Source organism: Burkholderia sp. Ap-955, from assembly GCF_011753045.1.
Taxonomy (GTDB): domain Bacteria; phylum Pseudomonadota; class Gammaproteobacteria; order Burkholderiales; family Burkholderiaceae; genus Burkholderia; species Burkholderia lata_D.
Genome location: NZ_VWWH01000031.1, coordinates 25,195 through 50,278, shown reverse-complemented (window position 1 = coordinate 50,278; position 25,084 = coordinate 25,195). Strand labels below are relative to the sequence as shown.

The 25,084-nt window shown below is 66.2% G+C and carries 22 protein-coding genes; 6 read left to right on the top strand and 16 right to left on the bottom strand.

Annotated features, from left to right (window positions below; genetic code table 11):
• Positions 1-68: 68 nt before the first annotated feature.
• The 10 genes from arsH to gstA all read right to left on the bottom strand — a co-directional run bounded on the left by arsH (position 69) and on the right by gstA (position 10,427).
• Positions 69-791 (bottom strand): arsenical resistance protein ArsH, encoded by a 723-nt coding sequence (gene arsH, locus F3J15_RS18315; RefSeq protein ID WP_345891564.1) that lies wholly within the window; start codon positions 789-791, stop codon positions 69-71.
• Positions 784-1,206, bottom strand: a complete 423-nt coding sequence (arsC, locus tag F3J15_RS18310; protein WP_166893213.1) for an arsenate reductase (glutaredoxin) — start codon at positions 1,204-1,206, stop codon at positions 784-786. Before arsC ends, arsH begins: the two co-directional genes overlap by 8 nt.
• Positions 1,207-1,226: 20 nt before the next feature.
• Positions 1,227-2,297 (bottom strand): ACR3 family arsenite efflux transporter, encoded by a 1,071-nt coding sequence (gene arsB, locus F3J15_RS18305; protein WP_166893211.1) that lies wholly within the window; start codon positions 2,295-2,297, stop codon positions 1,227-1,229.
• Positions 2,294-2,626: a metalloregulator ArsR/SmtB family transcription factor gene (locus F3J15_RS18300; RefSeq protein ID WP_071333263.1), complete on the bottom strand. Its 333-nt coding sequence runs from the start codon at positions 2,624-2,626 to the stop codon at positions 2,294-2,296. Before F3J15_RS18300 ends, arsB begins: the two co-directional genes overlap by 4 nt.
• A gap of 194 nt (positions 2,627-2,820) precedes the next feature.
• Positions 2,821-3,192 (bottom strand): copper-binding protein, encoded by a 372-nt coding sequence (locus F3J15_RS18295; protein WP_166893209.1) that lies wholly within the window; start codon positions 3,190-3,192, stop codon positions 2,821-2,823.
• Complete coding sequence (locus tag F3J15_RS18290; RefSeq protein ID WP_166893206.1) at positions 3,189-6,395, bottom strand: efflux RND transporter permease subunit; 3,207 nt, start codon at positions 6,393-6,395, stop codon at positions 3,189-3,191. The genes F3J15_RS18295 and F3J15_RS18290 overlap by 4 nt, the downstream gene beginning before the upstream one ends.
• The gene (locus F3J15_RS18285) at positions 6,392-7,933 is read right to left on the bottom strand and encodes an efflux RND transporter periplasmic adaptor subunit (RefSeq protein ID WP_166893204.1); all 1,542 of its coding nucleotides are present in this window, start codon (positions 7,931-7,933) and stop codon (positions 6,392-6,394) included. Before F3J15_RS18285 ends, F3J15_RS18290 begins: the two co-directional genes overlap by 4 nt.
• Before the next feature lie 11 nt (positions 7,934-7,944).
• On the bottom strand, positions 7,945-9,237 hold the full coding sequence (locus tag F3J15_RS18280; RefSeq protein ID WP_166893202.1) for a TolC family protein: 1,293 nt from the start codon (positions 9,235-9,237) through the stop codon (positions 7,945-7,947).
• Positions 9,238-9,329: 92 nt separating this feature from the next.
• A complete protein-coding gene (locus F3J15_RS18275; protein ID WP_166893244.1) occupies positions 9,330-9,707 on the bottom strand; it encodes a hypothetical protein in 378 nt (125 codons plus the stop codon).
• A gap of 87 nt (positions 9,708-9,794) precedes the next feature.
• On the bottom strand, positions 9,795-10,427 hold the full coding sequence (gstA, locus tag F3J15_RS18270) for a glutathione transferase GstA (RefSeq protein ID WP_166893200.1): 633 nt from the start codon (positions 10,425-10,427) through the stop codon (positions 9,795-9,797).
• A gap of 136 nt (positions 10,428-10,563) precedes the next feature.
• Here gstA and F3J15_RS18265 point away from each other — a divergent pair, with 136 nt between their 5' ends.
• Both F3J15_RS18265 and F3J15_RS18260 read left to right on the top strand, forming a co-directional pair.
• Positions 10,564-10,956: a helix-turn-helix domain-containing protein gene (locus F3J15_RS18265; protein ID WP_166893198.1), complete on the top strand. Its 393-nt coding sequence runs from the start codon at positions 10,564-10,566 to the stop codon at positions 10,954-10,956.
• Between the two features lie 30 nt (positions 10,957-10,986).
• Positions 10,987-11,355, top strand: coding sequence for a hypothetical protein (locus F3J15_RS18260; protein WP_166893196.1), 369 nt, complete (start codon positions 10,987-10,989; stop codon positions 11,353-11,355).
• On the opposite strand, the gene F3J15_RS18255 is transcribed toward F3J15_RS18260, so the two are convergent.
• Positions 11,352-11,900: a YbhB/YbcL family Raf kinase inhibitor-like protein gene (locus tag F3J15_RS18255; protein ID WP_235986639.1), complete on the bottom strand. Its 549-nt coding sequence runs from the start codon at positions 11,898-11,900 to the stop codon at positions 11,352-11,354. The two genes, F3J15_RS18260 and F3J15_RS18255, sit on opposite strands and share 4 nt — an antisense overlap.
• A gap of 222 nt (positions 11,901-12,122) precedes the next feature.
• On the opposite strand from F3J15_RS18255, the gene F3J15_RS18250 reads away from it, so the two are divergent.
• From F3J15_RS18250 to F3J15_RS18240, 3 genes are all read left to right on the top strand, one after another.
• A complete protein-coding gene (locus F3J15_RS18250) occupies positions 12,123-12,986 on the top strand; it encodes a hypothetical protein (protein ID WP_166893194.1) in 864 nt (287 codons plus the stop codon).
• A 364-nt stretch (positions 12,987-13,350) separates the two neighbouring features.
• On the top strand, positions 13,351-15,444 hold the full coding sequence (locus tag F3J15_RS18245) for a hypothetical protein (RefSeq protein ID WP_166893192.1): 2,094 nt from the start codon (positions 13,351-13,353) through the stop codon (positions 15,442-15,444).
• 202 nt (positions 15,445-15,646) lie between these two features.
• Positions 15,647-17,032 (top strand): MFS transporter, encoded by a 1,386-nt coding sequence (locus tag F3J15_RS18240; RefSeq protein ID WP_166893190.1) that lies wholly within the window; start codon positions 15,647-15,649, stop codon positions 17,030-17,032.
• Between the two features lie 67 nt (positions 17,033-17,099).
• On the opposite strand, the gene F3J15_RS18235 is transcribed toward F3J15_RS18240, so the two are convergent.
• The 4 genes from F3J15_RS18235 to F3J15_RS18220 all read right to left on the bottom strand — a co-directional run bounded on the left by F3J15_RS18235 (position 17,100) and on the right by F3J15_RS18220 (position 23,024).
• Entirely contained in the window at positions 17,100-18,176 is a 1,077-nt protein-coding gene (locus F3J15_RS18235) for a C45 family peptidase (RefSeq protein WP_166893188.1), read from the bottom strand.
• A 107-nt stretch (positions 18,177-18,283) separates the two neighbouring features.
• Positions 18,284-19,849 carry a DUF3138 family protein gene (locus tag F3J15_RS18230; protein WP_240159019.1) on the bottom strand — a complete coding sequence of 522 codons (1,566 nt, stop codon included), beginning with the start codon at positions 19,847-19,849 and terminating at the stop codon, positions 18,284-18,286.
• A gap of 112 nt (positions 19,850-19,961) precedes the next feature.
• Positions 19,962-21,077, bottom strand: a complete 1,116-nt coding sequence (locus tag F3J15_RS18225) for a polyamine ABC transporter substrate-binding protein (RefSeq protein WP_166893184.1) — start codon at positions 21,075-21,077, stop codon at positions 19,962-19,964.
• A gap of 216 nt (positions 21,078-21,293) precedes the next feature.
• Entirely contained in the window at positions 21,294-23,024 is a 1,731-nt protein-coding gene (locus F3J15_RS18220) for an amidohydrolase (protein ID WP_166893182.1), read from the bottom strand.
• A gap of 238 nt (positions 23,025-23,262) precedes the next feature.
• Between F3J15_RS18220 and F3J15_RS18215 the strand changes: the two genes are divergently transcribed.
• Positions 23,263-24,093, top strand: coding sequence for a helix-turn-helix transcriptional regulator (locus F3J15_RS18215; protein WP_166893180.1), 831 nt, complete (start codon positions 23,263-23,265; stop codon positions 24,091-24,093).
• 15 nt (positions 24,094-24,108) lie between these two features.
• On the opposite strand, the gene F3J15_RS18210 is transcribed toward F3J15_RS18215, so the two are convergent.
• Positions 24,109-25,029: a LysR family transcriptional regulator gene (locus tag F3J15_RS18210; RefSeq protein WP_069250655.1), complete on the bottom strand. Its 921-nt coding sequence runs from the start codon at positions 25,027-25,029 to the stop codon at positions 24,109-24,111.
• Positions 25,030-25,084 lie beyond the last annotated feature (55 nt).

Here is a 25,084-nt window from a genome sequence, read left to right as displayed (position 1 = left end):
ACGCGCCGGGAACGATCCCGCTGCCCGGCGCGAACGAAGCATCGTCGCGCCGCCGGCCCGCAAGCGATTCAGATGCGCGTCTGGTTCACACGCTGCGACAGTTGCTCGGCGCTTTCCTTGCGTTCGCTGTACCGGTCCGTCAGGTACGCGCCGACGTCGCGCGTCAGCAGCGTGAATTTGACCAGTTCCTCCATGACGTCGACGACCCGGTCGAAATACGCGGACGGCTTCATCCGGTCGTCGTCGCCGAATTCCATGAACGCCTTCGCGACGGACGACTGGTTCGGGATGGTCAGCATGCGCATCCAGCGTCCGAGCACGCGCATCTGGTTGACCGCGTTGAACGACTGCGATCCGCCGCTGACCTGCATGACCGCCAGCGTCTTGCCTTGCGTCGGCCGCACCGCGCCGACCGACAGCGGAATCCAGTCGATCTGCGATTTCATCACGCCGGTCATCGCGCCGTGCCGCTCGGGGGAACACCACACCATGCCCTCCGACCATTGCACGAGCTCGCGCAGCTCGGCCACCTTCGGGTGGTCGTCGGGCGCATCGTCAGGCAGCGGCAAGCCGGCCGGATTGAAGATCCTTGCTTCGGCGCCCATCGCCGCCAGCAACCGCGCCGCCTCCTCGACCAGCAACCGGCTGAACGAGCGCGTACGCAATGACCCATAGAGCAACACGATTCGAGGCGGATGCGTCGACGGCTGCACAGGCTGCAGCCGGCTCGCGTCCGGCACGCGAAAGAGCGTTGCATCGAGTTGCGGCAGATCGTTCAATCGGTCAGACACGCTTGCCCTCCGCATCGATCACGATTTCGCCGTCTTCCTTCGCGAACGGCCCCTTCTGCGGACCGGGCAGGATGTCGAGCACCTGCTCGGACGGACGGCACAGTCGCGTGCCGAGCGGCGTCACGACGATCGGGCGATTGATCAGGATCGGGTGAGCGACCATGAAGCCGATCAGGTCGTCGTCGCTCCATTTCGGATTGTCGAGATCGAGCGCTTCATACGGTGTCCCCTTGCGCCGCAGCACGTCGCGCACGGGGATGCCCATCGCCGCGATCAGCGCGCGCAGTTCTTCCTGTCCCGGCGGCGTTTCCAGATAAAGCACGACGCGCGGCTCGACGCCCGAGTTGCGAATCATCGCCAGCGTGTTGCGCGACGTGCCGCAATCGGGGTTGTGATAGATCGTGATGTCGGTCATTTCTGGATTCCTGAATGGTTTCACGCGCACTCGTACCAGCGCTTCGAACGGTTGACGACGCGCACGACGAGCAGCATCACCGGCACTTCGATGAGCACGCCGACGACGGTCGCGAGCGCTGCGCCGGAGTGGAAGCCGAACAGGCTGATCGCGGCGGCCACGGCCAGCTCGAAGAAATTGGACGCACCGATCAACGCCGACGGACACGCGATGCTGTGCTTCTCGCCGACGAGACGATTGAGCCCGTAGGCGAGCGCTGCGTTGAAGAACACCTGGATCAGGATCGGCACGGCGAGCAGCGCGATCACCAGCGGCTGCTTCAGGATCGCCTCGCCCTGGAACGCGAACAGCAGCACCAGCGTGGCCAGCAGCGCGGCAATGGACCACGGGCCGATCTTCGCCATCGCGCGGTCGAACGCCGCCGGCCCCTTCGCGAGCAATAGCCTGCGCCACACTTGCGCGAGGATCACCGGGATGACGATGTAGAGCACGACCGACGTGAGCAGCGTCGCCCACGGCACCGTGATGGCGGACATCCCCAGCAACAGGCCGACCAGCGGCGCAAACGCGATCACCATGATGCTGTCGTTCAGCGCGACCTGCGACAGCGTGAACAGCGGATCGCCGCCCGTCAGCCGGCTCCACACGAACACCATCGCCGTGCACGGCGCGGCGGCCAGCAGGATCAGGCCGGCGATATAGCTGTCGATCTGGTCGGCGGGCAGCATCGGCGCGAATAGCTGCCGGATGAACAGCCAGCCGAGCAACGCCATCGAAAACGGCTTGACGAGCCAGTTCACGACGAGCGTCACGCCGATCCCCCGTACGTGCTGCCGAACCTCATGCAGCGCACCGAAATCGACCTTGACCAGCATCGGCACGATCATCACCCAGATCAACAGCCCGACGGGCAGGTTGACCTGGGCGTATTCCATGCGGCCGATGTGCTGGAAGAGCCCGGGCAGCGCCTGGCCCAGCGCGATGCCGAGCACGATGCACAGCGCCACCCACACGCTCAGGTAGCGCTCGAAGAAACCGATGGCGGGCGGGGCCGCCACGGCTGGCGGCCGTGCAACGTTCGAGCCGGTCATGCGCCGCCTCCGCAACAGTCGGGGGCAGCCGGTACGCCGCAGGCCGCGCCGGCGCAGCAGTTCTCGGTGAGGAACCCGATGAGCCCGCTCATCGACTCGAAATTCGCCGCGTAATAGATGAACCGACCGTCCTGGCGCGCGGTGACCAGGTCGGCATGCGACAGATCCTTCAGATGAAACGACAGGCTCGAAGGCGATAGCCCGATTTGCTGGGCGATCGCACCAGCCGGCAGCCCTTCGGGCCCGGCCACGACCAGCGCGCGAAAGATGGCCAGGCGCGCTTCATGAGCAAGCGCGCCCAGGGCGCGCACGACGAGATTGGAGTCCATGGCGCGAAGGATAGCGGCTTCATTTCAACATTTCAAGCATTGTTGAAATTAAGCCGCCGATCCCGTGCGTGGCCGCACTCCAGCCCTTCGCGCACCGTCAACCGGAGCCGCTCGCGCGGCTTCCGGCCCGACACGCATGGCGCCGGTGCAGCCGCCCGCCTCACGGACGGGCAACGCACCGGCATGCGCTCAGGTCAGGACGCCTTCACCAGCTTGACGATCGTCAGCGTGCCGTCGACCTTCTCGATCCGCACCTTGACCTTGTCGCCCGCATGCGCGTGCTCGAGCATCGTCGCGTCCTTCGCCTTGAACGCCATCGTCATCGGCGGCATCCCGACGTTCTCGAGCGCGCCGTGCTTCAGCGTGATCTTGCCGGTCGCGGCATCGACCTTCTTCACTTCGGCGTCGGTCAGCGCGGCATTCGATTCGGTTGCCCCGCCCGACGACATCTTCATAGCGGACATGTCCATGCCGGCCATGTCGCCGGCAGCAAAGGCGGGGGTAACGACCGTGCCGACAGCAAGCACGGCGGCAGCAGCAACGGTGACGGTAATCAACTTCTTCATCGGGATTCTCCGGTTGGGATGGATGGCACGTTCGTGCCGTGAGGAACTGCTTCGGAATGCCCCGCGCGGCCCATGCTTCGCGCACGACGGCGCTGCAGCAGGAGCCATGCGGCGGGAATGACGAACATCGACAGCAGCGGCGCGGTGACCATGCCGCCGACCATCGGCGCAGCGATGCGCTGCATGACTTCGGAACCGGCGCCGTGCCCGACCATGATCGGCACGAGGCCGGCGAGCACGACCGCGACCGTCATCGCCTTGGGCCGCACGCGCAGCACCGCGCCTTCGCGGATCGCGTCGAGCAGCAACGCATCGGTCAGCGGTTCGCCGGCGTCGAGCCGGCGCTGCAGCGCGCCCTTCAGGTACAGCAGCATCACGACGCCGAATTCGGCGGCCACGCCCGCGAGCGCGATGAAGCCCACCGACGTCGCGACGGACACCGCGTGGCCGAGCGCCCACACGAGCCAGAAGCCGCCGATCAGTGCGAACGGCACCGTCGACATCAGCAGCAGCGCGTCGGCCGCCGAGCCGAACGTAAGGAACAGCAGCACGAAGATCACCACGAGCGTCACCGGCACGACGGTGCGCAGCTTGGCCGCCGCGCGTTCGAGATACTCGAACTGCCCCGACCACGCGATCGAATAGCCGGGCGGCAACGCGACCTGCTGCGCGACGGCCTGCTGCATCGTGCGGACGGCGGTGCTCAGGTCGACGCCGCGGAGATCGACGTACACGTAGCCGGACAGTCGCGCGTTCTCGCTGCGGATCATCGGCGGGCCGTCGGCGATCGCGATGCGCGCGACGTCGCCCAGGCGGATCTGCGCACCGCGCGCGGTGACGATCGGCAGTTGCCGCAGGTTCTCGACCGAATCGCGCACCTCGCGCGGGTAGCGGAGGTTGATCGGAAAGCGCTCGCGCCCCGCGATCACTTCGCCGACGTCGTCGCCGCCGACCGCCGTCGACACGACCGACTGGACGTCGGCCACCGACAGCCCGTAGCGCGCGGCGGTGAGCCGGTCGATGTCGACGTCGATGTAGCGGCCGCCGTTCAGCCGCTCCGCGAGCGCGGACGTCACGCCCGGCACGGGCTTCACCGCGGCCTCGACCTGCTTCGCGATCGCGTCGATCCCGGCCAGGTCCGGCCCGGAAATCTTCACGCCGACCGGCGTCTTGATCCCGGTGGACAGCATGTCGAGCCGGTTGCGGATCGGCGGCACCCATACGTTCGACAAGCCCGGCACCTTCACCGTGCGATCGAGTTCGTCGACGAGCTTCTCCGGCGTCATGCCGGGCCGCCATGCGCTGCGTGGCTTGAAGCGGATCGTCGTCTCGAACATCTCGAGCGGCGCGGGATCGGTCGCGGTATCGGCGCGGCCCGATTTGCCGAATACCGTGTCGACCTCCGGCACGGTCTTGATCAGCCGGTCGGTCTGCTGCAGCAATTCGCTCGCCTTGTCGGCCGAGATGCCCGGCAGCGCGGTCGGCATGTACAGCAGGTCGCCTTCGTCGAGCGGCGGCATGAATTCGCCGCCGAGCCGCGACAGCGGCACGGCCGTCAGCACCAGCGCGACGACCGCGACACCGATCGCGAGCCACGGGCGCCTGAGCGTCGCTTCGAGCAGCGGCCGGTACACGCGGATCAGCACGCGGTTGATCGGGTTCGCCTGCTCGTGCGGAACGCGACCACGCACGAGATAACCCATCAGCACCGGCACCAGCGTCACCGACAGCCCGGCGGCGGCGGCGATCGTGTAGGTCTTCGTGAACGCCAGTGGCGCGAACAGCTTGCCTTCCTGACCTTCCAGCGAAAACACCGGGATGAACGACAGCGTGATGATCAGCAGCGAGAAGAACAGCGCGGGCCCGACTTCCGCGGCGGACGTCGCGACGAGCGCCCAGCGTCGCGCGGCCGTGATCGGCTCGCCGGGATGCGCGTGGTCGTACGCTTCGAGATGTTTGTGCGCGTTCTCGATCATCACGATCGCCGCGTCGATCATCGCGCCGATCGCGATCGCGATCCCGCCGAGCGACATCAGGTTCGCGTTCACGCCCTGGTAGCGCATCACGATGAACGCGGCCAGCACGCCGAGCGGCAGCGACAGGATCGCGACGAACGCACTGCGCAGATGAAACAGGAACACCGCGCAGACGATCCCGACGATCACGAACTCCTCGATCAGCTTGTCCTTCAGGTTGCCCACCGTGCGCTCGATCAACTGCGAGCGATCGTAGGTCGTGACGATCTCGACGCCGGGCGGCAGCGAACGCTTCAGGTCGGCCAGCTTCGCCTTCACCGCATCGATCGTGGTCAGCGCGTTCTTGCCCGAGCGCATCACGACGACGCCGCCCGTCACCTCGCCCTGCCCGTTCAGCTCCGCGATCCCGCGCCGCATCGCGGGGCCGACCTGGATGCGCGCGACGTCGCCGAGCAGCACCGGCGTGCCGGCGTCGTTCGTACGCAGCACCACGTGCCGGAAATCGTCGAGCGTGCGCAGGTAGCCGGTCGAACGCACCATGTACTCCGACTCGGCCAGCTCGACGACCGAACCGCCGGACGCCTGGTTCGCGTTGCCGAGCGCGTTCGCGACTTCCGCCTGCGTGATGCCGTACGCGCGCAGCTTGTCCGGATCGAGCACGACCTGGTATTGCTGCACCATGCCGCCGAGGCTCGCGACTTCCGACACATCCGGCACCGCCTTCAGCTCGAACTTCAGGAACCAGTCGTTGAGCGCGCGCAGTTGCCCGAGATCGTGACGGCCGGTGCGATCGACGAGCGCGTACTCGTACACCCAGCCGACGCCGGTCGCATCGGGCCCGAGCGACACCGTCGCGCCGGCAGGCAGCCGGCTCTGCACCTGGCTCAGGTATTCGAGCACACGCGAACGCGCCCAGTACGGATCGGTGCGGTCGTCGAACAGCACGTAGACGAACGCGTCGCCGAACGACGAATATGCGCGGACGGTTTTCGCACCGGGCACGCCGAGCAGCGTGGTCGTCAACGGATAGGTCACCTGATCCTCGACGATCTGCGGCGCCTTGCCCGGATACGACGCCTTCACGATCACCTGCGTGTCCGACAGGTCGGGCAATGCATCGAGCGGCGTCTGCCGCAGCGAATGAACGCCCCATGCGGCGATCAGCACGGTGGCGAGCAGCACGAGAAACCGGTTGTGGACCGACCAGCGAATGACGCGCGCGATCATCGTTCGCCTCCCTGCGGTTCGACCTTCGTCAGCCGGTAGCCGTCGTCGCCCTGCGTGAACGCGAAGCGCACGGTCTGGCCGGGCTTCACGTGCGGGAACGCGGTGGCCGACGGCTTGCCGAACGCCATCGTCATCGCGCCCCAGCCGAGCGCCGGAACGGGCTGATGCGAGAACGTGATGTCGTCGGCCGTGACCTGTTCGACCTTGCCGGTGGTTTCATAGACCGGTGCCGCCGCGGTCGGTACCGACGCGGGCGTCGCCGCGGCCCCGCTCGCGCCGGTGCCGCTTTCCAGCCGCGGCAGCACGCTTTTCAGGCTCGCCTCGGAATCGATCAGGAACTGCCCCGATGCGACGACCGTGTCGCCTTCGTTCAGCCCGCCGAGCACTTCGGTGTCGCTGCCGACGTCGTTGCCCGTCGTCACCGTCACGGGCTGAAGCCGGCCGTCGCGATTCTTCACGATGACGATCGTGCGCTTGCCGGTCGCGATCACCGCTTCGGACGGCACGAGCAGGCGCGACACGCTCTGCCGCGCGGCGACCCGCACGCGCATCAGCATGCCGGGCGTGAGCTTCAGCGCCGCGTTGTCGATCTCCACGCGTGCCTGCAGCGTGCGGCTGCTCGTGCTGATGCCGGGCAGCACTTCGCGGATGCGTCCCGTGAAATGCTGCGCCGGGTCGCCCGCGAACGTCGCATCGGCCGCCATCCCCGGCTGCACGGTCAGCGCGAGCGCTTCCGGCACTTCGACGATGAGCCACAGCGTCGACAGCTCCGCGATCTTCGCGAGCGTCTGACCGGGCGCGACCATCGCGCCGTCCCGCAAGTTCAGCTCGCTGACGACGCCGGTTTCCGGTGCGGTCAGCACGACATGCGTCTGTGCGCGGCCGGTGCGATCGAGGTTCGCGATCATGCCGTCGGGGATCGACAGCGCCCGCATCCGCGCGCGCGAGGCATCGAGCAGGCTGGCATCCATCCCTCCGCGCTTGAGCGCGAGGTATTCCTCCTGCGGCGCGAGCCAGTCCGGCACGAACAACGACGCGACCGGCGCGCCTTTCGCGATGCGCTGCATCGGCGCGCGTGCATAGAGATGGTCGATGTAGCCGGTCACGCGCGACTGGACGACGTCCGCGCGCGATTCGTCGAATTGCGTGGTGCCCACCGCATCGAATCCGGCCGCCGTCTGCTGCCGACGCACGGTCGCATAGCGGATGCCGAGGTTCTGCTGCAGGCCCGCATCGATCCTGATGCCGGACGCGCCGCCGCCTTCGTCCGCGTAGACGGGCTGCAGCTGCATGTCCATGAACGGCGACTTGCCCGGTTTGTCGAAGTGCTGGTTCGGCACCATCGGGTCGTGCCAGTACAGCACCTGGCGGCCGGTCTTCGGGTCGGCGCTACCGGGCGAAGGCGATGCCGACGCGGTGGTGTCCGTTGTCGTTGCGGCCGTCGCCGCATGGCGTGCGCCCACGAAATAACCCGTGCCGAGCAGCGCGGCACCCGCGAACGCCAGCACGGCCGCGCGGGCCAATGTTTGCTTCGTCATGTCGTTCTCCCTTATTGCGCGGCGGCCAGCGTCGACGGCACGACCTGGTATTCGAGCTGCGCCCAGGTCTGCGAGACCTCGCGCCGGAGATCGAGCACCTGCAATTGCGCATCCAGTTGTGCACGGCGCGCGGCGAACGTATCGGCGAGCGAGCCTGTGCCCGCGCGGTAGGCCGCGTTCGCCAGTTGCACGCGCTGGTCGGCGGCGGGCAGCAATGCGTCGCCGAGATTCGCGATGCGTGCACGACCGCTCGCCAGCGTCGCGGACTGCGTGCGGATATCGGCCTGCACCTGGCGCAGCGTGTCCTCGTACATCAGGCGCGCCTTCGTCGCGAGCGCGGCCTTTTCGGCGACGTCGCGGTTCTGGCGGTTCTTGCGATTGAGCGGCAGCGGGATCGTGACGCCGACGGACACCATGTTCGAATACGCGCCGCCACGCTGCTGGTAAGCGACTTCCCACGTCCAGTTCGGGCTGCGTTCGCTGTTCGCGACGGCGGTATCGGCTTCGGCAACCGCGATATCGTCGGCGGCGGTGATCAGCGCCGGTTGCGACAGGCGCAGTTCGTCCGGCGGCAGCGACGACACGAACGATTCCGGCGCGGGCGGCGTGCCCGTGACGTCGTCGACCGGCACGGCGGTCCAGCGCGACAGTGCGATGAGCGCGGTCTGGTAGACCTGCTGCGCTTTCAGCAATTGATCCTGCGTCTGCGCGAGCATGGCCCGCGCCTGGACCACGTCGGCCGCACTCGCCTTCGCGCCGCGATACGACGCCTTCGTCGCTTCAAGCTCGTGGTTCATGTGATCGAGCAGCGCCTGCTGCAGCGCGAGCGCCTGCTTCGCGTAGACGGCGTTGAGCCACGCCGTCGCGGTTTGCTGGCGCACGCTCGCGAGCTGCGCGAGATAGCCGGCGCGCTCGCGTCCGACCTGCCCGTTGGCGAGCGCCGAGCGCAGGCGCCGCTTGTCGCCGGATACCCACTCCTGTTCGATGCCGATGCGGCGCATCGTCATGAAGTCCTGGCCGACGGTGAAGCGCTGGCCGCCATTGACCGGCAGGTTGTCGATGCCGGCCTTGAGCATCGGGTCGGGCAGCTGGCCGGCCTTCACGGCCGCCTCCGCGCTCGCGCGCACCGACGCCTGGGCGGCCTGCATCGAAGCGGAATGATCGGTTGCGGACTGCAGCGCGGCGTCCAGCGTGAAAGGCGATGGCTGCGCGTGAACGGCGCCCGCCACCAGCAGCGCCGCCCAAAGCACGGGCGCGCGCCGACGTGCACGCCGCGCATGCGGCGTGCCGGGATGGAATGACATGGTTGAACCCCAACGGCGGAACCCCATAGGGATTCCACGTCCTGATACAGGACGAACCTCACCGCGAATGCGGCGAACCTATCGGATCGGGATCAGCTGATGCGTGGAGGGCGCCACAATCCGTTCGGATCGCGGACCGGGAGGATTTGCGCGTAGTGGAACGCGACGGTGCTGGCGAATGCAGCGGGACGACTGACTTCGGCGCGAGCGGCCGGATGATAGAGACTGCCGAACTGGCATTGCGCCGTCAGCTTGCAGGCCATGCCCTTCGCCTTCGCGTGGGCCTTGTCGGCGGACGACGACTTCATCGAATCGCAGCCCGGCATGTCGGCGGACATGCCGGCGTCCATGTCCATCGACATGCCCTGCTGCATCATCGGACATTCCCCGGCCAGGCCGCTGGCTGCCAGCCCGCTGATGGGCAGCACCGCGCAGAGCAGCAGCAGGATGATCGTCCGGAGGAATTTCATGGCGGGGATTATAGCGCGGGGTTTAGCCGTGTGGCGGCGCGTCGATGAAGCGTAAAGACGCGCCCATTCCACGACCACCGTCGCCTGCTACCGCGCCAGCCCCTCCGCCTCCAGCACCGCCTGCACCGCCGGCCGCGCCCGCACCCGCTCGTACCACGCACGCAGATGCGCATACCGGGTCAGGTCGATATCCGCGTGGTACACCGACCGCATCCAGTCGGCCTTGCCCCAACCGGTCAGCGCGAACAGGTATGCATCGGCGACCGTGAACGTATCGCCCGTCAAATACGTCTTGCCGTCGAGCTGGCGATCGATCCAGGCGAAGCGACTGTCGAGCTTCGTTCTCGCCGGGTCGACGTATTTCCCCGCCTGCACCGCGTACAAAAGCGGGATGAAACCCTTGTGGATCTCGGTGCTGAGGAAGTTGAGCCACTCCATCAGCCGATAGCGCGCGAGCGTGCCGTAGGCAGGCGCGAGCCCCGCCTCCGGACGCACATCCGCGAGATACTGCGCGATCACCGGCCCTTCGCGCAGCAGCGTGCCGTCGTCGAGTTCGAGCAGCGGCACGTAGCCGAGTTCGGTCACATCGTAGTAATTGCGCCCGTCTTCAATGACATGCTTGCGCGCGTCGACCTTGATGACCTCCGCGTCGATGCCGCCTTCGCGCAACACGATGCAGATGGCCTGGGAACAGCTTCCGGGAGCGTGATAGAGCTTCATGCGTGTCCTTCGTGGGTTGTTCATGTATCGATTCGCCGCGACGCGGGCGCTAATATCTCGCATCGGCGCAGGGCTGAGAAGACGGCAGTCGTTTGTGCCGTAGTCACAAAAAATTTACCGACCAGGATTCGGCACGATGAAAACGAGTGCGACAGGATGTTCCGTTGAAGAAGCGATGCGCCTGCTCGGCGGCCGCTGGCGGCTGCTGCTGGTGTCGTATCTGCTCGACGGGCCGCGGCGCTTCAGCGACCTGCGGCGCGACATGCCCGGCATCTCGCAACGGATGCTGACGCTCGACCTGCGCGCGCTCGAAGACGCCGGCCTCGTGCGGCGCACCGTCTATCCGGAAGTGCCGGTGCGGGTCGAGTACGATCTGACCGCCGACGGCGACCGGCTGCGGCCCGTGGTCGAAGTCATGCGCGAATTCGGGCTGTGGTTGAAAGCGCGCGATGCCGATGCGTCGTGCGACATCGACGTGACGCCCGGCGCGGCAGCCGCGATCGACACGGCCCTCCATTCGCCCCGATAACCCCCACTCTTTTACGCAGGAACCCCGTTCATGGAACTTCACGCCACCATCGGCGCGGCAACGTCCGATCTCGACGACGACGAAAGCTTCGCCAACATCTACTGCCACGACGCCGAGCAGGACTATTGCTTCGCGCTGTCGCGCTTTCCGGACGACGCGCTGATCGAAGTGATGGTGCGCGACCAGGTCAACGTGCGCGTCAAGGATCTGTCGGTGCGCCTGACGGACGACACGATCGACGTCGAGATCGAACCCGCCCTCGCCGCGCGTCTCGACGGCCAGACGCGCTACGTGATCCATCTCGCGCCCGGTCAATACGATCCGGTCACGCTGCGCGCCGCGCTGAAGGAGATCTTCGTCGGCAAGAACGGTTTTCAGGACGACAGCACGCGCGGCTAACGGCTCAAACGCACGGTCATCGCTGCCTGCGCGATGGCCTGGTAGTGCGCGGTGAAGCCGACGACCGCCGGCGTCGCGTCACGCTCGACCGGCAGCTTCGCCACCTTGAGCGCGGTCAGCGTGATGACGTAGCGATGTGTCTCGCCTTGCGGCGGGCACGGGCCAAGATAGCCGGCGTGACCGGTGTCGTTCTTCATCGGCACGGCACCTGCCGGCAGCCTCGCAACGTCGTTGCCCGAACCAGACGCGATGCCACGGGCCGACGCCGGTATGTCGGCGACGACCCAGTGCCAGAATCCGGAGCCCGTCGGCGCGTCGGCATCGAACATCGTCAGCAAGTAGCTTTGCGTGCCCTCCGGAACACCGCTCCATCGTATGGATGGCGAAACGTTCTCGCCGTGGCAGCCGAAGCTGTCCGATACCTGTGCATGCCCGAACCCGCCACCGGCGAGCTCCGCGCTTTCGATCGAGAAATCGCCTGCCTGCGCCGTACCGGCAGCCATCATGACGGCACACAGGGCGAAACCGGGCTTGAATGTCTTCATCGTCAACCTCACCAGCGAGCAGGAATGGAACGGCCATTCTTGCAACCGCGCCGATCCCGAACAAGGCGAGCAACGGTACTGGTATCGCGGCTACCCGGCAGCGTCCTGCGACGTCTGCCCCGCTCGCGGAAACTGCCGGATGCCGGTACATTTCCGGCAAGCGGAACCCCGGCCCGGCCAGCGCTTCCGTCCTCATCCACGCCTTTCTTGCCCGATCCGACCATGACGCGCCCTTCGCGACTCCATTCGCTGCTCCAACGCTCCATGCTGCTGCTCGCCGCCTGCGCATCGATCGCTCCCGCCGCGCACGCCGCCAAGCCGCTGCTCGCATTCAAGGTCGACGACACCGTCACGGCCCGCGTCGAACGCGCGGACAGCGCGCACATCACCGTGCGCTTCCTGCCGAGCGGCAAGACGCAAACGCTCGACGTCACCGCCAGCGACGAGGAAGGCCACTATCACCTCTCGTCGAACGACTACAACTTCGACGGCCACCGCGATCTCGCCATGCACGCGACACTCGGCATGGTCAACGACAACTACGGCATCTACCTGTACGACCCGGCACGCCAACAGTTCGAGCCGATGCACATGCCGGCGGGCAACATGCCGCATGGCAACTGCGACGACCTGGTCAACGTGGTCGCGAAGCCGAAAGAGCGCACGCTGTACAGCTCGTGCCGCGGCGGCCCGATCTGGTACACCGATGCGTACCGCTACGATGCCGGCGGCAAGCTGTATCTGTATCAGTCCAGCGAAGCGATCCCCGACGACCTGCGCGACCTGCTCGACACCGATTCCGGCCCGTCGTCGATGCTGCTGACCTACGACGCGCAAGGCAAGCGCGTGTCGCGCCGCCCCGACGCGTACGGCGGCGGCACCGTCACGTTCAAGGTGCGCCCGGCGCGACTGCCGCTGCACGACGCGATGAACGACGCACCCACGCGCCGCTACGTCGTCGCGGGCGACACGGTCGAGCTGATCGACACGAGCGCCGATTTCCAGTGGCTGAAGGTGCGGTATCGCAACCCGCAAGCGGGCGCGGTGCAGGGCTGGGTCAGCGCGAAGGAAGCGATGGACAACTGATTCGTGATGTCGGACGGTAATCTTCCGTCGACGCTCCGCGTTAAGAAAGTGCGTAAAGAAACATTATTTACAAAACGCGCTCGGTCGCATCGATCTCCTGCCGGCCGATTCATCATGGCGCGTTCGCGCCCTTCAGCAAATAAAGGGTTGCGCCTGATGCGATGTTCTTCTATATCAATGAATATCCGCCCCGATTACGCAGCCCGGTGAATACCCGGATCCTGCGAAATTCCAGCGATGACCTATCCGGCGAATCGACACATCACGGATATCGGCATAAGCGGACTGACGATCCAGAATCGATAGCCGCTTGACCAAGACTGAAAAGAATCACACAAACAGCGTGAGACCAAGGGGATATGCCATGCGCAGCATCGAAGCGGCACTGATCGCAGCGGTTCTTTGCATTCTTTCCACAATCTCCCCGGCAGCGGATCTGAGTTACATCCCATTCACGCGAACAACGATCACGAACCCGCTGGATGCGACTTCCGCAGTCATTGCATTCAAGCAGGCAGCAAGGAACGATGCCGCTCTCGCGACCGAACTCGACAGCGTCGCTTCGTCGCTTGCCGTCGTATTCGTTCCAGGAATACTCGGTTCCGCGCTCGAAGATACTGCCGACAACAAGAAGATCTGGGGCAACATGAGTCTGCCGTATCTCGCAACGAACTACGGCGACTTCATCGATCATCTCGCCCTGCCGGCGGCGCTCATTGACGAGAACGCCAGCAGCACCATCCGGTCAACCGTCCTCGAAGGCATGGCCGGTATGGATTTCTACGGCAAGGCGCTCCGGCAAATGAAACAGGCCACGAGCGACCTGCATGTTCAGTTTCTGGCTTGCGGCTACGACTGGCGACGCGACATCCGGGCAGGCGCACGGGAACTGGATCGATGTATCGACAGCTTGCCGCGCGGAAGCCGCATCATCATCGTCGCGCACAGCATGGGCGGACTCGTGTCATGGCAATGGGCCATGCAGCACGCGAACGACGCGACACCGAAACATCGGCTGATGCAGTTGGTTACGCTCGGTTCGCCACTGGTCGGAAGTTGCGAAATCATCCGCATGATCGAGCGCGGTTACGTGCAGCCGACTATCGGCGACAAGGTTGCAGCCAGCAACCAGCCGCTGCCGAATCCGGTCGAAGGTTTTGCGACACTCTTCGAGACGATCAAGGGCGATGTTGGCAATCACGTGACCTCCGAACTCACGCAGGGCGTTCGCCCACTGATCCTGACTTGGCCAGGTGCAATCGAACTCACTCCTCGTCCATCGGATCGCGCCGCGGATTTCATTTGCCTCCATGTCCCTCGTCCTGGTCGGGACATGGCGGACACGAAGAATGTCAGCTACTACGATCCTGCCTTCTGGTCACTCCCCGTCGGGCACAGTCTGCTCGGAAGCTACACGCTGCCCACGCAATACAAGGACGTCCTGGCCAAAGCACGCGATTTTCGCAGTGGCTTCGTGGCCGATCGGCTTGACGTGCCGGTATGGCTCTACTACTCGATTTTCTATGAGGTTCCTAATCAGCGTGAAACGCTAATCGACCCGCAAGGCTCAGCGATCCTCGCGCAATCCGATCGCAGCAAGGACGGATGGGAGACCGTGCAGGGCGATGGTCGCGTGCCGAGCACCAGCGCAAGCCTCGCGCTCGCGCCTCAGGAGATGTTTTCCTACTCCCATGGTCTGTTGAGTCCCCATGGCGACTTGCCCGTCGATCCGGGATTCCAGAGCGACTTCTTCAACAAGCATCTTCCGAACATTCTCGACACGATCGTCGCCACGACAATTGCGAAGGAAAGCACATCGCACCCGCAATGGCTTTCGGCCTATGTCACCGCGGGCGGCCCCCGAATCGACACGTTAGCGGTTCAGACAGCGCTGTCGCCCGACAGCGTTCTTTCGGATTCTTCAACGAAGCCTGACGCATCGACACAGCTCGCCATCGACAGCGCAAATCGCTTCAACGCCCTCGTCTGTGCGGCGCGGTCATGCGATAACACCCTTGATGGCGCGCTTGCGAACATCAAGGCTAAGCCACCGCAATACAAGACGCTTGCGGCCGTAATTAATTTCGACGGAGTAGCTCGCACAATTGACAAGACCAATCCCGATTTCGTGTTCGCCCAAGGACAAAAAGGAATGGCTCTTGCCGAACAACAAGATTGGCTTGCGGCTGCCAATTCGCTGAAACTGGCGATCGACGCCAGCCACAGCATTCAAGCAAGCTCCCCAATCGATAAACCTAAGCTCGCCGCGCTGACCGGCCAACTCACGGCCACCAAGGCACGTGCGCTCTACGAAGCCGGGTATTGTCGCTCCGCTTCTCCGTTGCTAAAGACCGCCGCCGCGTACGATGCGTTTGCCAGCGACGCACTGAAACACCCGTGCAACGACCGGGCAGGTGTCCTCTTCTGCTTCGACTCGGACGACTATTGCAGGAAATAGCAGACACACACGAGGCACCCACGCGCTGGCACAAGATTGCCAGCGCATTTCCCACATATTGAGCGATCGCGTCCCATTAATAGGGATGCTTGTCCAAATGTTGACGTGCTTCCCGCCACGGCTCTAACGTTCGTCCCAACGCCATTCGATTCGGCCGCCCCGCTCGCGGGTGACGGCCTGGCACAGAACACAGGAGACAACCGTGGCTCATTCCGCGTCGCGCACCCACGCCAACCCGCCGGAACAGTTGCCCGCACATGCCGGCATCGCATCCGATCCTGCCGCCCGTGCAGCCGCCGCGCAGACAACAGCGCCCAGCCGCAAGCGGCTGCTGATCCTCGCGTTGCTGTTCGTCACAGTGGTGATCAACTATCTCGACCGCAGCAACCTGTCGATCGCCGCGCCCGCGCTGTTCAAGGAACTCAACATCGACCCGGTACGCGCGGGCCTCGTGTTCTCCGCGTTCGGCTGGACCTACGCGCTGATGCAGATCCCGGGCGGCTGGCTCGTCGACAAGGTGTCGCCGCGCGTACTGTATGCCGGTGCGCTCGCGCTGTGGTCGGCCGCGACGCTGCTGCTCGGCTTCGCGGGCTCGTTCGTCGGGCTGATCGTGCTGCGCCTCGCGGTCGGTGCGCTCGAAGCGCCGGCCTACCCGATCAACAACCGCGTGGCGACGACCTGGTTCCCGACCCGCGAACGCGCAAGCGCGATCGGCGGCTACACGTCGGGCCAGTTCGTCGGCCTCGCGTTCCTCACGCCGGTGCTCGCGTGGCTGCAGGTGCATCTCGGCTGGCACATGGTGTTCGTCGCGACCGGCCTCGCCGGCATCGTGTGGGCCGCGATCTGGTATGCGGTGTATCGCGAGCCGCGCGCGTTTCGTGGTGTCAACGCGGCCGAGATCGCGCTGATCCGCGACGGCGGCGGGCTCGTCGATCTCGAGGACCGCGTCGCGGCACGCACCGAACGCGCGCCGTCGACGTGGCGCGACCTCGGCGTCGTGCTCGGCCGGCGCAAGCTGTGGGGCATCTATCTTGGCCAGTTCGCGCTGAACTCGACGCTGTGGTTCTTCCTCACGTGGTTCCCGACCTACCTCGTGAAGTATCGCGGGATGGATTTCATCAAGTCCGGTTTTCTCGCGTCGCTGCCGTTCCTCGCCGCATTCGTCGGCGTGCTGTGCTCGGGCGTGCTGTCGGACTGGCTGATGCGCCGAGGCGCATCGCAGGGTTTCGCGCGCAAGCTGCCGATCATCTCGGGGCTGCTGATCTCGACCTGCATCATCGGCGCGAACTACGTGACGTCGACGGGCTGGGTGATCGCGTTCATGACGATCGCGTTCTTCGGCAACGGCTTCGCGTCGATCACGTGGTCGCTGGTGTCGGGGCTCGCGCCCGCGCGGCTGATCGGCCTCACGGGCGGCGTGTTCAACCTGATCGGCAACCTGTCCGCGATCGCGACGCCGATCGTGATCGGGCTGCTGGTGGACGGGGCCGACTTCTCGCGCGCGATCACCTACATTGCCGCGATGGCGCTTGCAGGCAGCCTGTCGTACGGGTTGCTCGTCGGCAAGGTCGAGCGCATCGACGCGTAAGCGTCGGCAACGCACGGGCGGCCCGCGCACGCCGCCCTGCTACTGCTACCGCTGAACGCGCGTCGCGTCAGAACCGCTGAAACCCGTCGCGCGCGAGGTCGTGCGGATTGCCCGCCACATAATCGAGCGCGCACGCATCGGTATCGATGCCGACGGTCAGCAGCGTTTCCCAGCGCTCGGTGTCGGGCATCGACAGGTCCGGATGGAAGCACACGACGGCCTGGTCGCCGGCCGCCCCACACATCGCCGCCGCGCGTTCGCGCACATCGGTACTCGTCATCCCGTTCACGACTTCATTCAGGTGCGCGAAGCGCTCGCGCGTGGTCGAGCTGTCGGGCATGCACTCGCCGCCGCTCAACGCGCGATCGAGGAAGTGGTTCGTATGCAGCAGCCAGCCGTCCGGACGCGGCACCACCACGCCCACACCTGACGGGCTCAGCTCGATGCTCGCCGCACGCGGGTTCGCGTCGTGCCGCGTGAACACGGTCAGCACCGTCGACGCGCTCACGCGTGCGGTGCGCGCGATGTCGATCGCTTCCTGCACCGTCGTCGCGTCTTCGAGCAGGCGCCGTGCGATCGCGTGCACGGGCACGCCGGCGCTGTCGTTGTCGCTCGCGTGATGCAGGATGTTGAAGTGCAGCCCGAGCCCCGCGCTGTTCACGCCGAGCTTCGCCAGCATCCCGAATTCGGAGAACAGCTTGACGGTACGGCCGTGCGGTGTCGCGAACTGCATCAGCAGCCCCTGCGGCGCGAGGCTGTCGTGCCAGTCCCACGTCTGCAGCGTGCGCGGCGCGTGCGGGCCGGCCGGCGCGTAGACGGTCGTCGAACACTCGCCTTCGGCCGACGCGGGCGCAGTGGCGAGAATCTCGGTGCGCGCATTCAGGCAGGCGAGTTGCCAGCGCGGCAGGTCGACGCCGTCGGCGATCGCCTCGACTTCGACGGCGAGGCGCGGGCACCACGCGCCGAGCGTGGCGAGACTCCCTTCGCCGATCTCCCGTGCGCGCTGCGGCGCGATGCCGAGCTTCGGGAAGAACGCGAGATACAGCGCGACCGTCTCGCGGATCGCCGGCGCGAAGCGCTCGCCGATCAGGCGGCCGCGCTCGCGCGGATCGGTGACGTCGGTCACGAAGGTGTGCAGCTTCAAGATCAAATCTCCTGGGTTGAATGCGTTCCGGGCCCGCGCGGCCCGGAGCGTGATGCATCGTGCAGCCGCTCGACCGGCACGCGCGCCGGTCGGAACGGCGAGAACAATCAGAACGAGTAGATGAACTGCATCCCGGCCAGGTCGTTGCTGCGCGCATACGTGCCGTTGCTCTTCAGGAACACCGGATGGTTCGCCGCGTCGTGGCGGTATTCGAGCTTCACGGTGATCTGCTGCGTCGGATAGAACAACAGGTCGGCCGTGATCGCATAACGCTGCGCGCCCTTGCACTCGGTGCCGTTCGTCGACGAATCCTGGAAGCACGCCGGATCGATGCCGAAGCCGCTCGACCCGTTCACCGACGGATTGCCGCCCGCGAGCCCGTACTGGATGTTCGTGCCGCCGCCGCCGTTCGACGTGTTGTTCAGGTAATCGAAGCGCAGCGTCGCGCCCATGCGGCCGACCCACGACGTCGTCCACTTCGTGTGGCCGAGCAGCGACATCCCGTACCAGCGCGCGGTGCCGCCGTTCCACGCGCCCTTCTGCAGCTCGCCGTAGTCCACCTGCGCGTTGACCTGCGTCTTGTCGTGCGTATAGGTCACGTCGGCTTCCACGTACTTGTAGAGGCCCGTCGGCGACGAACCGTTGCACTGGTAGCCATAGCCGCCCGCCTGCGCGCACGGCGAGAACAGCGACTGCCGGCCGAGCATCCCGGAGAGGCCGAAGTCGAAGGCCGTCGACGTCGCATTGTCGAAGCGCGCGGTGATCGTCGGCGTCCAGTTGGTCTTCGTCGTGTTGTTCGCCGCGTTCGCGATCGCGCCGGCGGTGCGCAGCACCTCGTTGCCGATCACGACCTGCCAGAAGCGCGTCATCGCCGCGTTGGAGCCCTTCAGCCCGACGCCGATCAGGTTGCCCGGCTCGCTGAAGTCGTACAGCAGCCCGTGCGTGAGCGTCAGCATCTGGTTCGACGGCTGCACCTCGTAGCCGGCGAGGCTCGGCATCATCCCGATCTCGAAGGTGCGGGTCGTGCTGAGCGGCACGGTGACCACCGCCTGCGTGACGATGTTGTTGCCGATGCCGCCGTGCGAATTGCTGAACACGTTGCCGAAGCCACGGTTCGGCTGGATCACGACCTCCGCCGCCGGCGCCATCGGGCCGACGCCGAAGGTCTTCTTGATGTCGAGGTAGACGTCGCCGATCGTGCTGTTGAAGTAGTCGTACGCGCCCGGGTCGTGGTTCAGGAACTGGAAGCCGGACGTGTGCTGCGCGCGGTTGAACAGGTACACGGGATCGACGTAACCGGTGATGCTCAGGCCCGCGAGCGGGCCGGTGGTCGCCGCTTCCTGCAGCGAGTCGACTTTCAGCGACGCGTTCGCGATCTGCTCGCGCATCTGCTGCAGGTCGTCGTTCGTGAACGCCGGCGCCGCATCCGTGGCCGGTGCAGCGGCCGCCGCCGTGTTGATCGAGCCGATCTTCGCGCCGCCCGAGGCGGCAGTAGCGGTCGTTGCCGCGCCGGCCGGCTTCGCCGCCAGCATGCTCGCGCGCAGCTCGTTCACCTGCTGCTGCAGCGCGGTGACCTGCGCCTGCAGCGCCTTCATCCTGCTCGCGTCGGTCGCCTGCGGCGTGTGCGCAAATGCCGAGGCGGCTTCGAACGCCAGCAGGCACAGCGCCGTCATGTGTGTGATTTTCATGTTTTGGGTGGTCGTCGGGACGCGCGCGCCCCCGCCCGCCGCGATGAGCGGCGGGGCGCGCGAAAGGTGTGCGGGAGTGGGGAGAGCTGAGGCCGGCTTACTCGGTCTTCAGCTTCGTCCAGAGACGGTTTTGCAGACGCATCAGCTCAGGCGGAACCGGCTTGCTGAGGCTCAGCTTGCGGATCACGTCGGCGGGCGGGAACACGGCCGGATCGCTCGTCACGTCGGCGCGCACCAGATGCTTCGACGACGACACGGCCGACGGGTACGACGTGTCGTTGGTCAGGTTCGCGCTCTCCTTCTCCGACAGCACGAAATTGACGAACTTCAGCGCGGCGTCCGGATGCGGCGCATCCTTCGGCACCGCCATCATGTCGAACCACATCGCGCTGCCCTCCGTCGGGATCACGTACTTGATGTGATATGGCTTCTTCGCGGAAGCGGCCGCAATCCGCGCGGAGTTCACGTCGCCCGACCAGCCGAGCGCGAGGCAGATGTCGCCGCCCGCGAGGTCGTTGATGTAGCTGCTCGAATTGAACTGCGTGATGTACGGCCGCACCGTCTTCAGCAGCTCGTACGCGGCCTGGTAGTCGGCCGGGTTCGTCGTGTTCGGGTCCTTCTTCAGGTACACGAACGCCATCCCGAACGCATCGACCGGCGAATCGAGCACCGAGATGCCGCAGTGCTTCAGCTTCTGCGCGTACTTCGGGTCGAACAGCAGCGCCCAGCTGTCGAGCGGCGCGTCGTTGCCGAGCGCGGCCTTGACCTTCTCGACGTTCATCCCGAGCCCGTCGGTGCCCCACGTCCATGGAATGCCGAACTGGTTGCCGGGATCGTCCTTCGCGAGCACCTTCATGATTTCCGGATCGAGCAGCCCGTAGTTCGGCACCTGGCTCTTGTCGATCTTGCGGTAGATGCCGGCCTGCAGCTGCCGCGCCCAGAAGATGTCGGACGGCACGACGACGTCGTAGCCCGATGTGCCCGACAGCAGCTTCGCCTGCAGCGTCTCGTTCGAATCGAACTCCTGGTAGACCACCTTGATGCCGGTCGCCTTCTCGAAGTTCGCGATCGTCGCCTTGCCGATCGAGTTGCCCCAGTTGTACACGTTGACGACGTCCGCCGCGTGCGCCGCCGGCGCGCCGGCCCACAGGACGCCGCCCAGCGCGAGCGCCGCGCATGCCGTTCCCAGATGCTTGCTCCAATCCCCTGCCATGGTTTCCTCCGTCGATATCATGATCCGCTCGCGATGAACGGTGTGTGCTTCGGTCCGGAAAAATGTAGCCAGAGGAAATTGGCCGGTCTGCCCTGCCGTTAGGGGGACACGCGGCACAATCGGGGCATCCGGTTCCGCGCGGATACCCCGATCGGCACGGCACGTAGGCGAATCGAAAGCTTCCTTCGCCACTTCGTCATGCCAACCGAAAACCGCTCAGGATGCCTGCACGCCCGTGCGCACGCCGAAGTCCTCGCCCACGTGCGTGATGCGGCCGTCCATCATCGTCAGCGCGACGTCGATGCGGCCGATGTCGTACTGGCCGACCTCGAACAGGTCGTTTTCCAGCACGACGAGATCCGCGCGCTTGCCGGGCGTGAGCGACCCGACCTCATGCTCCATCCCGAGCTGGTACGCGCCGTGGATCGTGTACGCAGCGATCAGCTGCGGAAGGCTCAGGCGCTCGGCAATGTCCGGAAACACCGGCGCATTGGGCTCGCCCGCGAGCTGGCGCGTGTGGCCCGACTCGATGTGCTCGAGCGGCTTGTGCTGGCAGCGGCACTGGCACGCGAGGCCGTCCATGCCGATCGACACCGTCACGCCTTCGTCGAGGAACGTGCGGAACTTGTACATGTTGCTCCAGCGCTCATGGCCGTAGTGGTCGCGCAGCTGCTCGGTGTACGCGTCGACCACGCCCCATTGAAGCTGCGTGTTCGCCATCACGCCCGCGCGGCGGAAACGCGGGATGTCGTCCGGATGCGTGAGGAACGCGTGCGTGATCACGTGGCGGCGGTCGCGCGGCGGGTTCGTGCGGTTGACCTTGTCGAAGCCGTCGAGCGCCATCCGCACGGCCGCATCGCCGACGCAATGGACCATCACGTTCGCGTTCACGCGATCGGCTTCGACCAGGTAGTGGTTGAACGTGTCGGTCGGCATCGTCGGCGCGCCGCAGGTATCGGGGCGATCCGCGTACGGTTCGAGCAGGTACGCGGTGTGGTTCGCTTCGGTGCCGTCGAGGAACAGCTTCAGCGCGCGCGCCTTCACGAGCGGCGAATCGTACTGCTCGCGGTATTTGACGAGCGTGCCGACCGGATCGTCGATCTCGCCGATCACGGCGACGCTGCCCACCACGCGCAGCTTCAGGTCGCCCGCGCGCTCCATCGTCTGCAGCGTCTCGTACAGCAGCGACTGGTCGCCGCTCGGATCGAAGAAGCCCGCGTCGAACACGGTCGTCACGCCGGCCGCGCACAGCTTCTTCTGCCATGGCGGGATCGATTTCAGGTACAGGTCGATGCCGGTCGGCAGCAGGCCGGCCGCGCTGATCCGCTGCATCAGCATCGAATACGCGGCGCCGTCGACGATCAGGCCGGTCGGCTCGCCGGTCACCGCGTCCTTCTCGAACCAGCTCGCGCCTTCCTGCACGGGCGGCGTCGATGCGTCGATGCCGGCGATCTCCAGCGCCTTCGAGTTCACCCACATCGAATGGAAATCGGTCGACAGCAGGCACACGGGGCGATCCGCGCAGATCGCATCGAGCGTCTCCTTGCGCAGCAGCGCCGGCGGAATGGTCGCCTGCACCCAGCCCATCCCGGTGATCGCCGGCTCGTCCGGATGCGACTCGACGTACGCGCGCAGCGCGGCGAGCACCTGCTGCGGATCCTCGTAGTTCACGAACGCCTGGAACGCGAACGCGGTCGTCTCGAAGTGCCAGTGCGATTCGACGAAGCCCGGCAGCACGAGCCGGCCGGCCGCGTCGACGACCTTCGTATCCGCGCCGACGTACGCCTGCACGGCCGCCGTGTCGCCGACGTGGACGATCCGGCCGTCGCGCACGGCGACCGCCTGTGCCCACGGCTTGTGCGGATCGACGGTATAGACCTTCGCGTTGGTGAGAACGAAATCCGCCGGTGTCGAATCCTTCGCGGCGGGCGTCGGTTGCATCTGCATGGCCTGTCCTTTCTGTTGATCAGGTTTTCGAAGTGCTTTCACTATAGGCAGACGATTCGTGGCGGTATGCCCCCCCGCTGCCGGGGCTTTGACGAATTCCGGCCGCCTCGGGCACGGTCTTGTCATCGTTTTGGGGACAACGCGTGAAATTCGTCGGGTTGATCCGGTGAATTCCCGGCTGACGCGTGTGCGGCGTTCGCGTAACGTCGCGCTGTCCCCTGACTGCCCACGCCCGACCATGCGACTTCTCCAGCCCGACCCGGCCGCCCGCGGCCACTACCTGATCGGTGTGCGCCCCGACACGCTCGGCGCGACGTTGCGCGCGGTCGGCACGCCGGATTTCGTCGGCGCGGTCACGGAGTTCGTCAACGACAGCATCGACGCCGACGCCGTGCACCTCGAACGCTGGCGCGCGGATACGGGCAGCACGTCGGGCTTCGTCGTCGAGTGGCTCGGCAGCGGCAGCCTGCGCTTCGCGGCCGATACGCTGCGCGTGATGGATGTCTATTACCAGGACTACTGCCAGGCCGATCCGCTGGTCGCGCCGCTGCGCGGCAAGGCCGGCACGCTGCTCGTGCAGCGCCATGTCGACGGCATCGCGCACGGCGAATTCCGCCGCCGGATCTTCGACGAACCCGGCATCGAGCAGGAATGCCTGCTCGTGCACGGCAACGCGCACCTGCAATACGCGCTCGGGCTCGCACGCACCGTCGGGCGTGCCGCGTTCACGATGGACGAGCTGTTCCACTTCCGGCAGATGGTCGACCTGCTGTTCCCGATGTTCGAGCTGCATGCGCGCACCTGCGCGGCGCGGCGCGTGGCGTCGGTATCGGTGAATGCCGCGTCGCAGGCGGGCTTCGACGCGCGCCTCGAACGGCAGCACGTGCAGCTGTCGCGCCGCGAGCACGAGATCTGCAGGCTGATGCTGTGCGGGCGCTCGGTGCCCGAGGCCGCGCAGCAGCTCGACGTGAAGCTGTCGACGGCCGAGTCGTACGTGAAGCGCGCGTTCGCGAAGCTCGGCGTGCGCACGCGCCGCGAGCTGTTCGACTGGGTGCTGGTGGACTGCTGAACGCGCGCCGCCGGCTTACGCGGCCAGCGCGGCCGCCTTGATGTTGAAAGCGCGCAGCAGGTCCTCGCAGAACGCGTCGACGATCGGCTTGTCGCTCGCGCTGCGCTTCATCGCGAGATGCAGCGGCACGTCGAAGCTGAACGTCGCGCGGCCGACGGCCTTCACGAGCCCGCGCTGCTCGAACGGCTCCGCGTAATGCGCGGGCAGGTAGCCGAGATGGCCGCCCGACAGGATCAGGATCGTCGCGGCCTCGATGCTGTCCGCGCTCGCGGTCACGCGCCGCTCGGGCAGCGGATACTGCTCCTCCGGCACCGGATAGGTGCGCCAGACCCAGTCGTGAAGCTGCAAATCGTCCGCCGTCACGGGCCGCGACGCATGGAACAGCGGATGCCCGCGCCCGCAGTAGATCACCTGCTGCTCGGTGAAGAGCGGCGTGTAGAGCAGCCCGGGCACGCGATGCCAGAAATAGCCGATCGCGAGATCGAGCTGGTTGTTGACGAGGCTTTCCTCGAGCTCCTGCGGCGACGCGACCTTCATCGCGAACGTGACGGCCTGGTCGCGCTTGCGGAATGCGCCGATCGCATCGGCCACGCGCGCGTTCTCGACGAGCGGCGCCTGGCCGATCAGGCCGATCGACAGCGTGCCGACCAGCTTGCGGTCGATGTCGCGCACCCGCGCGACGAATTCGGAGGTTGCCGCGACGAGCGTGCGCGCGGTGGCCGCGAAGCGTTCGCCCTTCGACGTCAGGCGAAAGCCGCCGCGCCCGCGATCGCACAGCTTGAAGCCGACGCGCGCTTCGAGCGCCGACAGCTGCGTGCTGATGGTCGACTGCCGCACGCCGAGCGACGCCTCGGCGGCCGTGATGCCGCGTGCGTCGACGACGGCCAGAAAGACCCGGATGAGCCGGAGATCGAGATCGGAGGTATTCGAGAACATGCTTCAAGTCGCTGCGCGTGTGCGCGTTACCCTGCCGGCCAGCCCGACGCGCCTC

Bases quoted from the DNA above. Each gene is read 5' to 3' on its own strand.
- F3J15_RS18265 (WP_166893198.1), top strand. From the start codon at position 10,564: ATGAAAACGAGTGCGACAGGATGTTCCGTTGAAGAAGCGATGCGCCTG.
- F3J15_RS18245 (WP_166893192.1), top strand. From the start codon at position 13,351: ATGCGCAGCATCGAAGCGGCACTGATCGCAGCGGTTCTTTGCATTCTT.
- F3J15_RS18250 (WP_166893194.1), top strand. From the start codon at position 12,123: ATGACGCGCCCTTCGCGACTCCATTCGCTGCTCCAACGCTCCATGCTG.
- F3J15_RS18300 (WP_071333263.1), bottom strand. From the start codon at position 2,626: ATGGACTCCAATCTCGTCGTGCGCGCCCTGGGCGCGCTTGCTCATGAA.
- F3J15_RS18225 (WP_166893184.1), bottom strand. From the start codon at position 21,077: ATGGCAGGGGATTGGAGCAAGCATCTGGGAACGGCATGCGCGGCGCTC.
- arsB (WP_166893211.1), bottom strand. From the start codon at position 2,297: ATGACCGGCTCGAACGTTGCACGGCCGCCAGCCGTGGCGGCCCCGCCC.
- F3J15_RS18210 (WP_069250655.1), bottom strand. From the start codon at position 25,029: ATGTTCTCGAATACCTCCGATCTCGATCTCCGGCTCATCCGGGTCTTT.
- arsC (WP_166893213.1), bottom strand. From the start codon at position 1,206: ATGACCGACATCACGATCTATCACAACCCCGATTGCGGCACGTCGCGC.
- F3J15_RS18255 (WP_235986639.1), bottom strand. From the start codon at position 11,900: ATGAAGACATTCAAGCCCGGTTTCGCCCTGTGTGCCGTCATGATGGCT.
- F3J15_RS18285 (WP_166893204.1), bottom strand. From the start codon at position 7,933: ATGACGAAGCAAACATTGGCCCGCGCGGCCGTGCTGGCGTTCGCGGGT.
- F3J15_RS18230 (WP_240159019.1), bottom strand. From the start codon at position 19,849: ATGACGGCGCTGTGCCTGCTGGCGTTCGAAGCCGCCTCGGCATTTGCG.
- F3J15_RS18280 (WP_166893202.1), bottom strand. From the start codon at position 9,237: ATGTCATTCCATCCCGGCACGCCGCATGCGCGGCGTGCACGTCGGCGC.
- F3J15_RS18290 (WP_166893206.1), bottom strand. From the start codon at position 6,395: ATGATCGCGCGCGTCATTCGCTGGTCGGTCCACAACCGGTTTCTCGTG.
- F3J15_RS18275 (WP_166893244.1), bottom strand. From the start codon at position 9,707: ATGAAATTCCTCCGGACGATCATCCTGCTGCTGCTCTGCGCGGTGCTG.
- F3J15_RS18215 (WP_166893180.1), top strand. From the start codon at position 23,263: ATGCGACTTCTCCAGCCCGACCCGGCCGCCCGCGGCCACTACCTGATC.
- F3J15_RS18295 (WP_166893209.1), bottom strand. From the start codon at position 3,192: ATGAAGAAGTTGATTACCGTCACCGTTGCTGCTGCCGCCGTGCTTGCT.
- F3J15_RS18220 (WP_166893182.1), bottom strand. From the start codon at position 23,024: ATGCAGATGCAACCGACGCCCGCCGCGAAGGATTCGACACCGGCGGAT.
- gstA (WP_166893200.1), bottom strand. From the start codon at position 10,427: ATGAAGCTCTATCACGCTCCCGGAAGCTGTTCCCAGGCCATCTGCATC.
- F3J15_RS18260 (WP_166893196.1), top strand. From the start codon at position 10,987: ATGGAACTTCACGCCACCATCGGCGCGGCAACGTCCGATCTCGACGAC.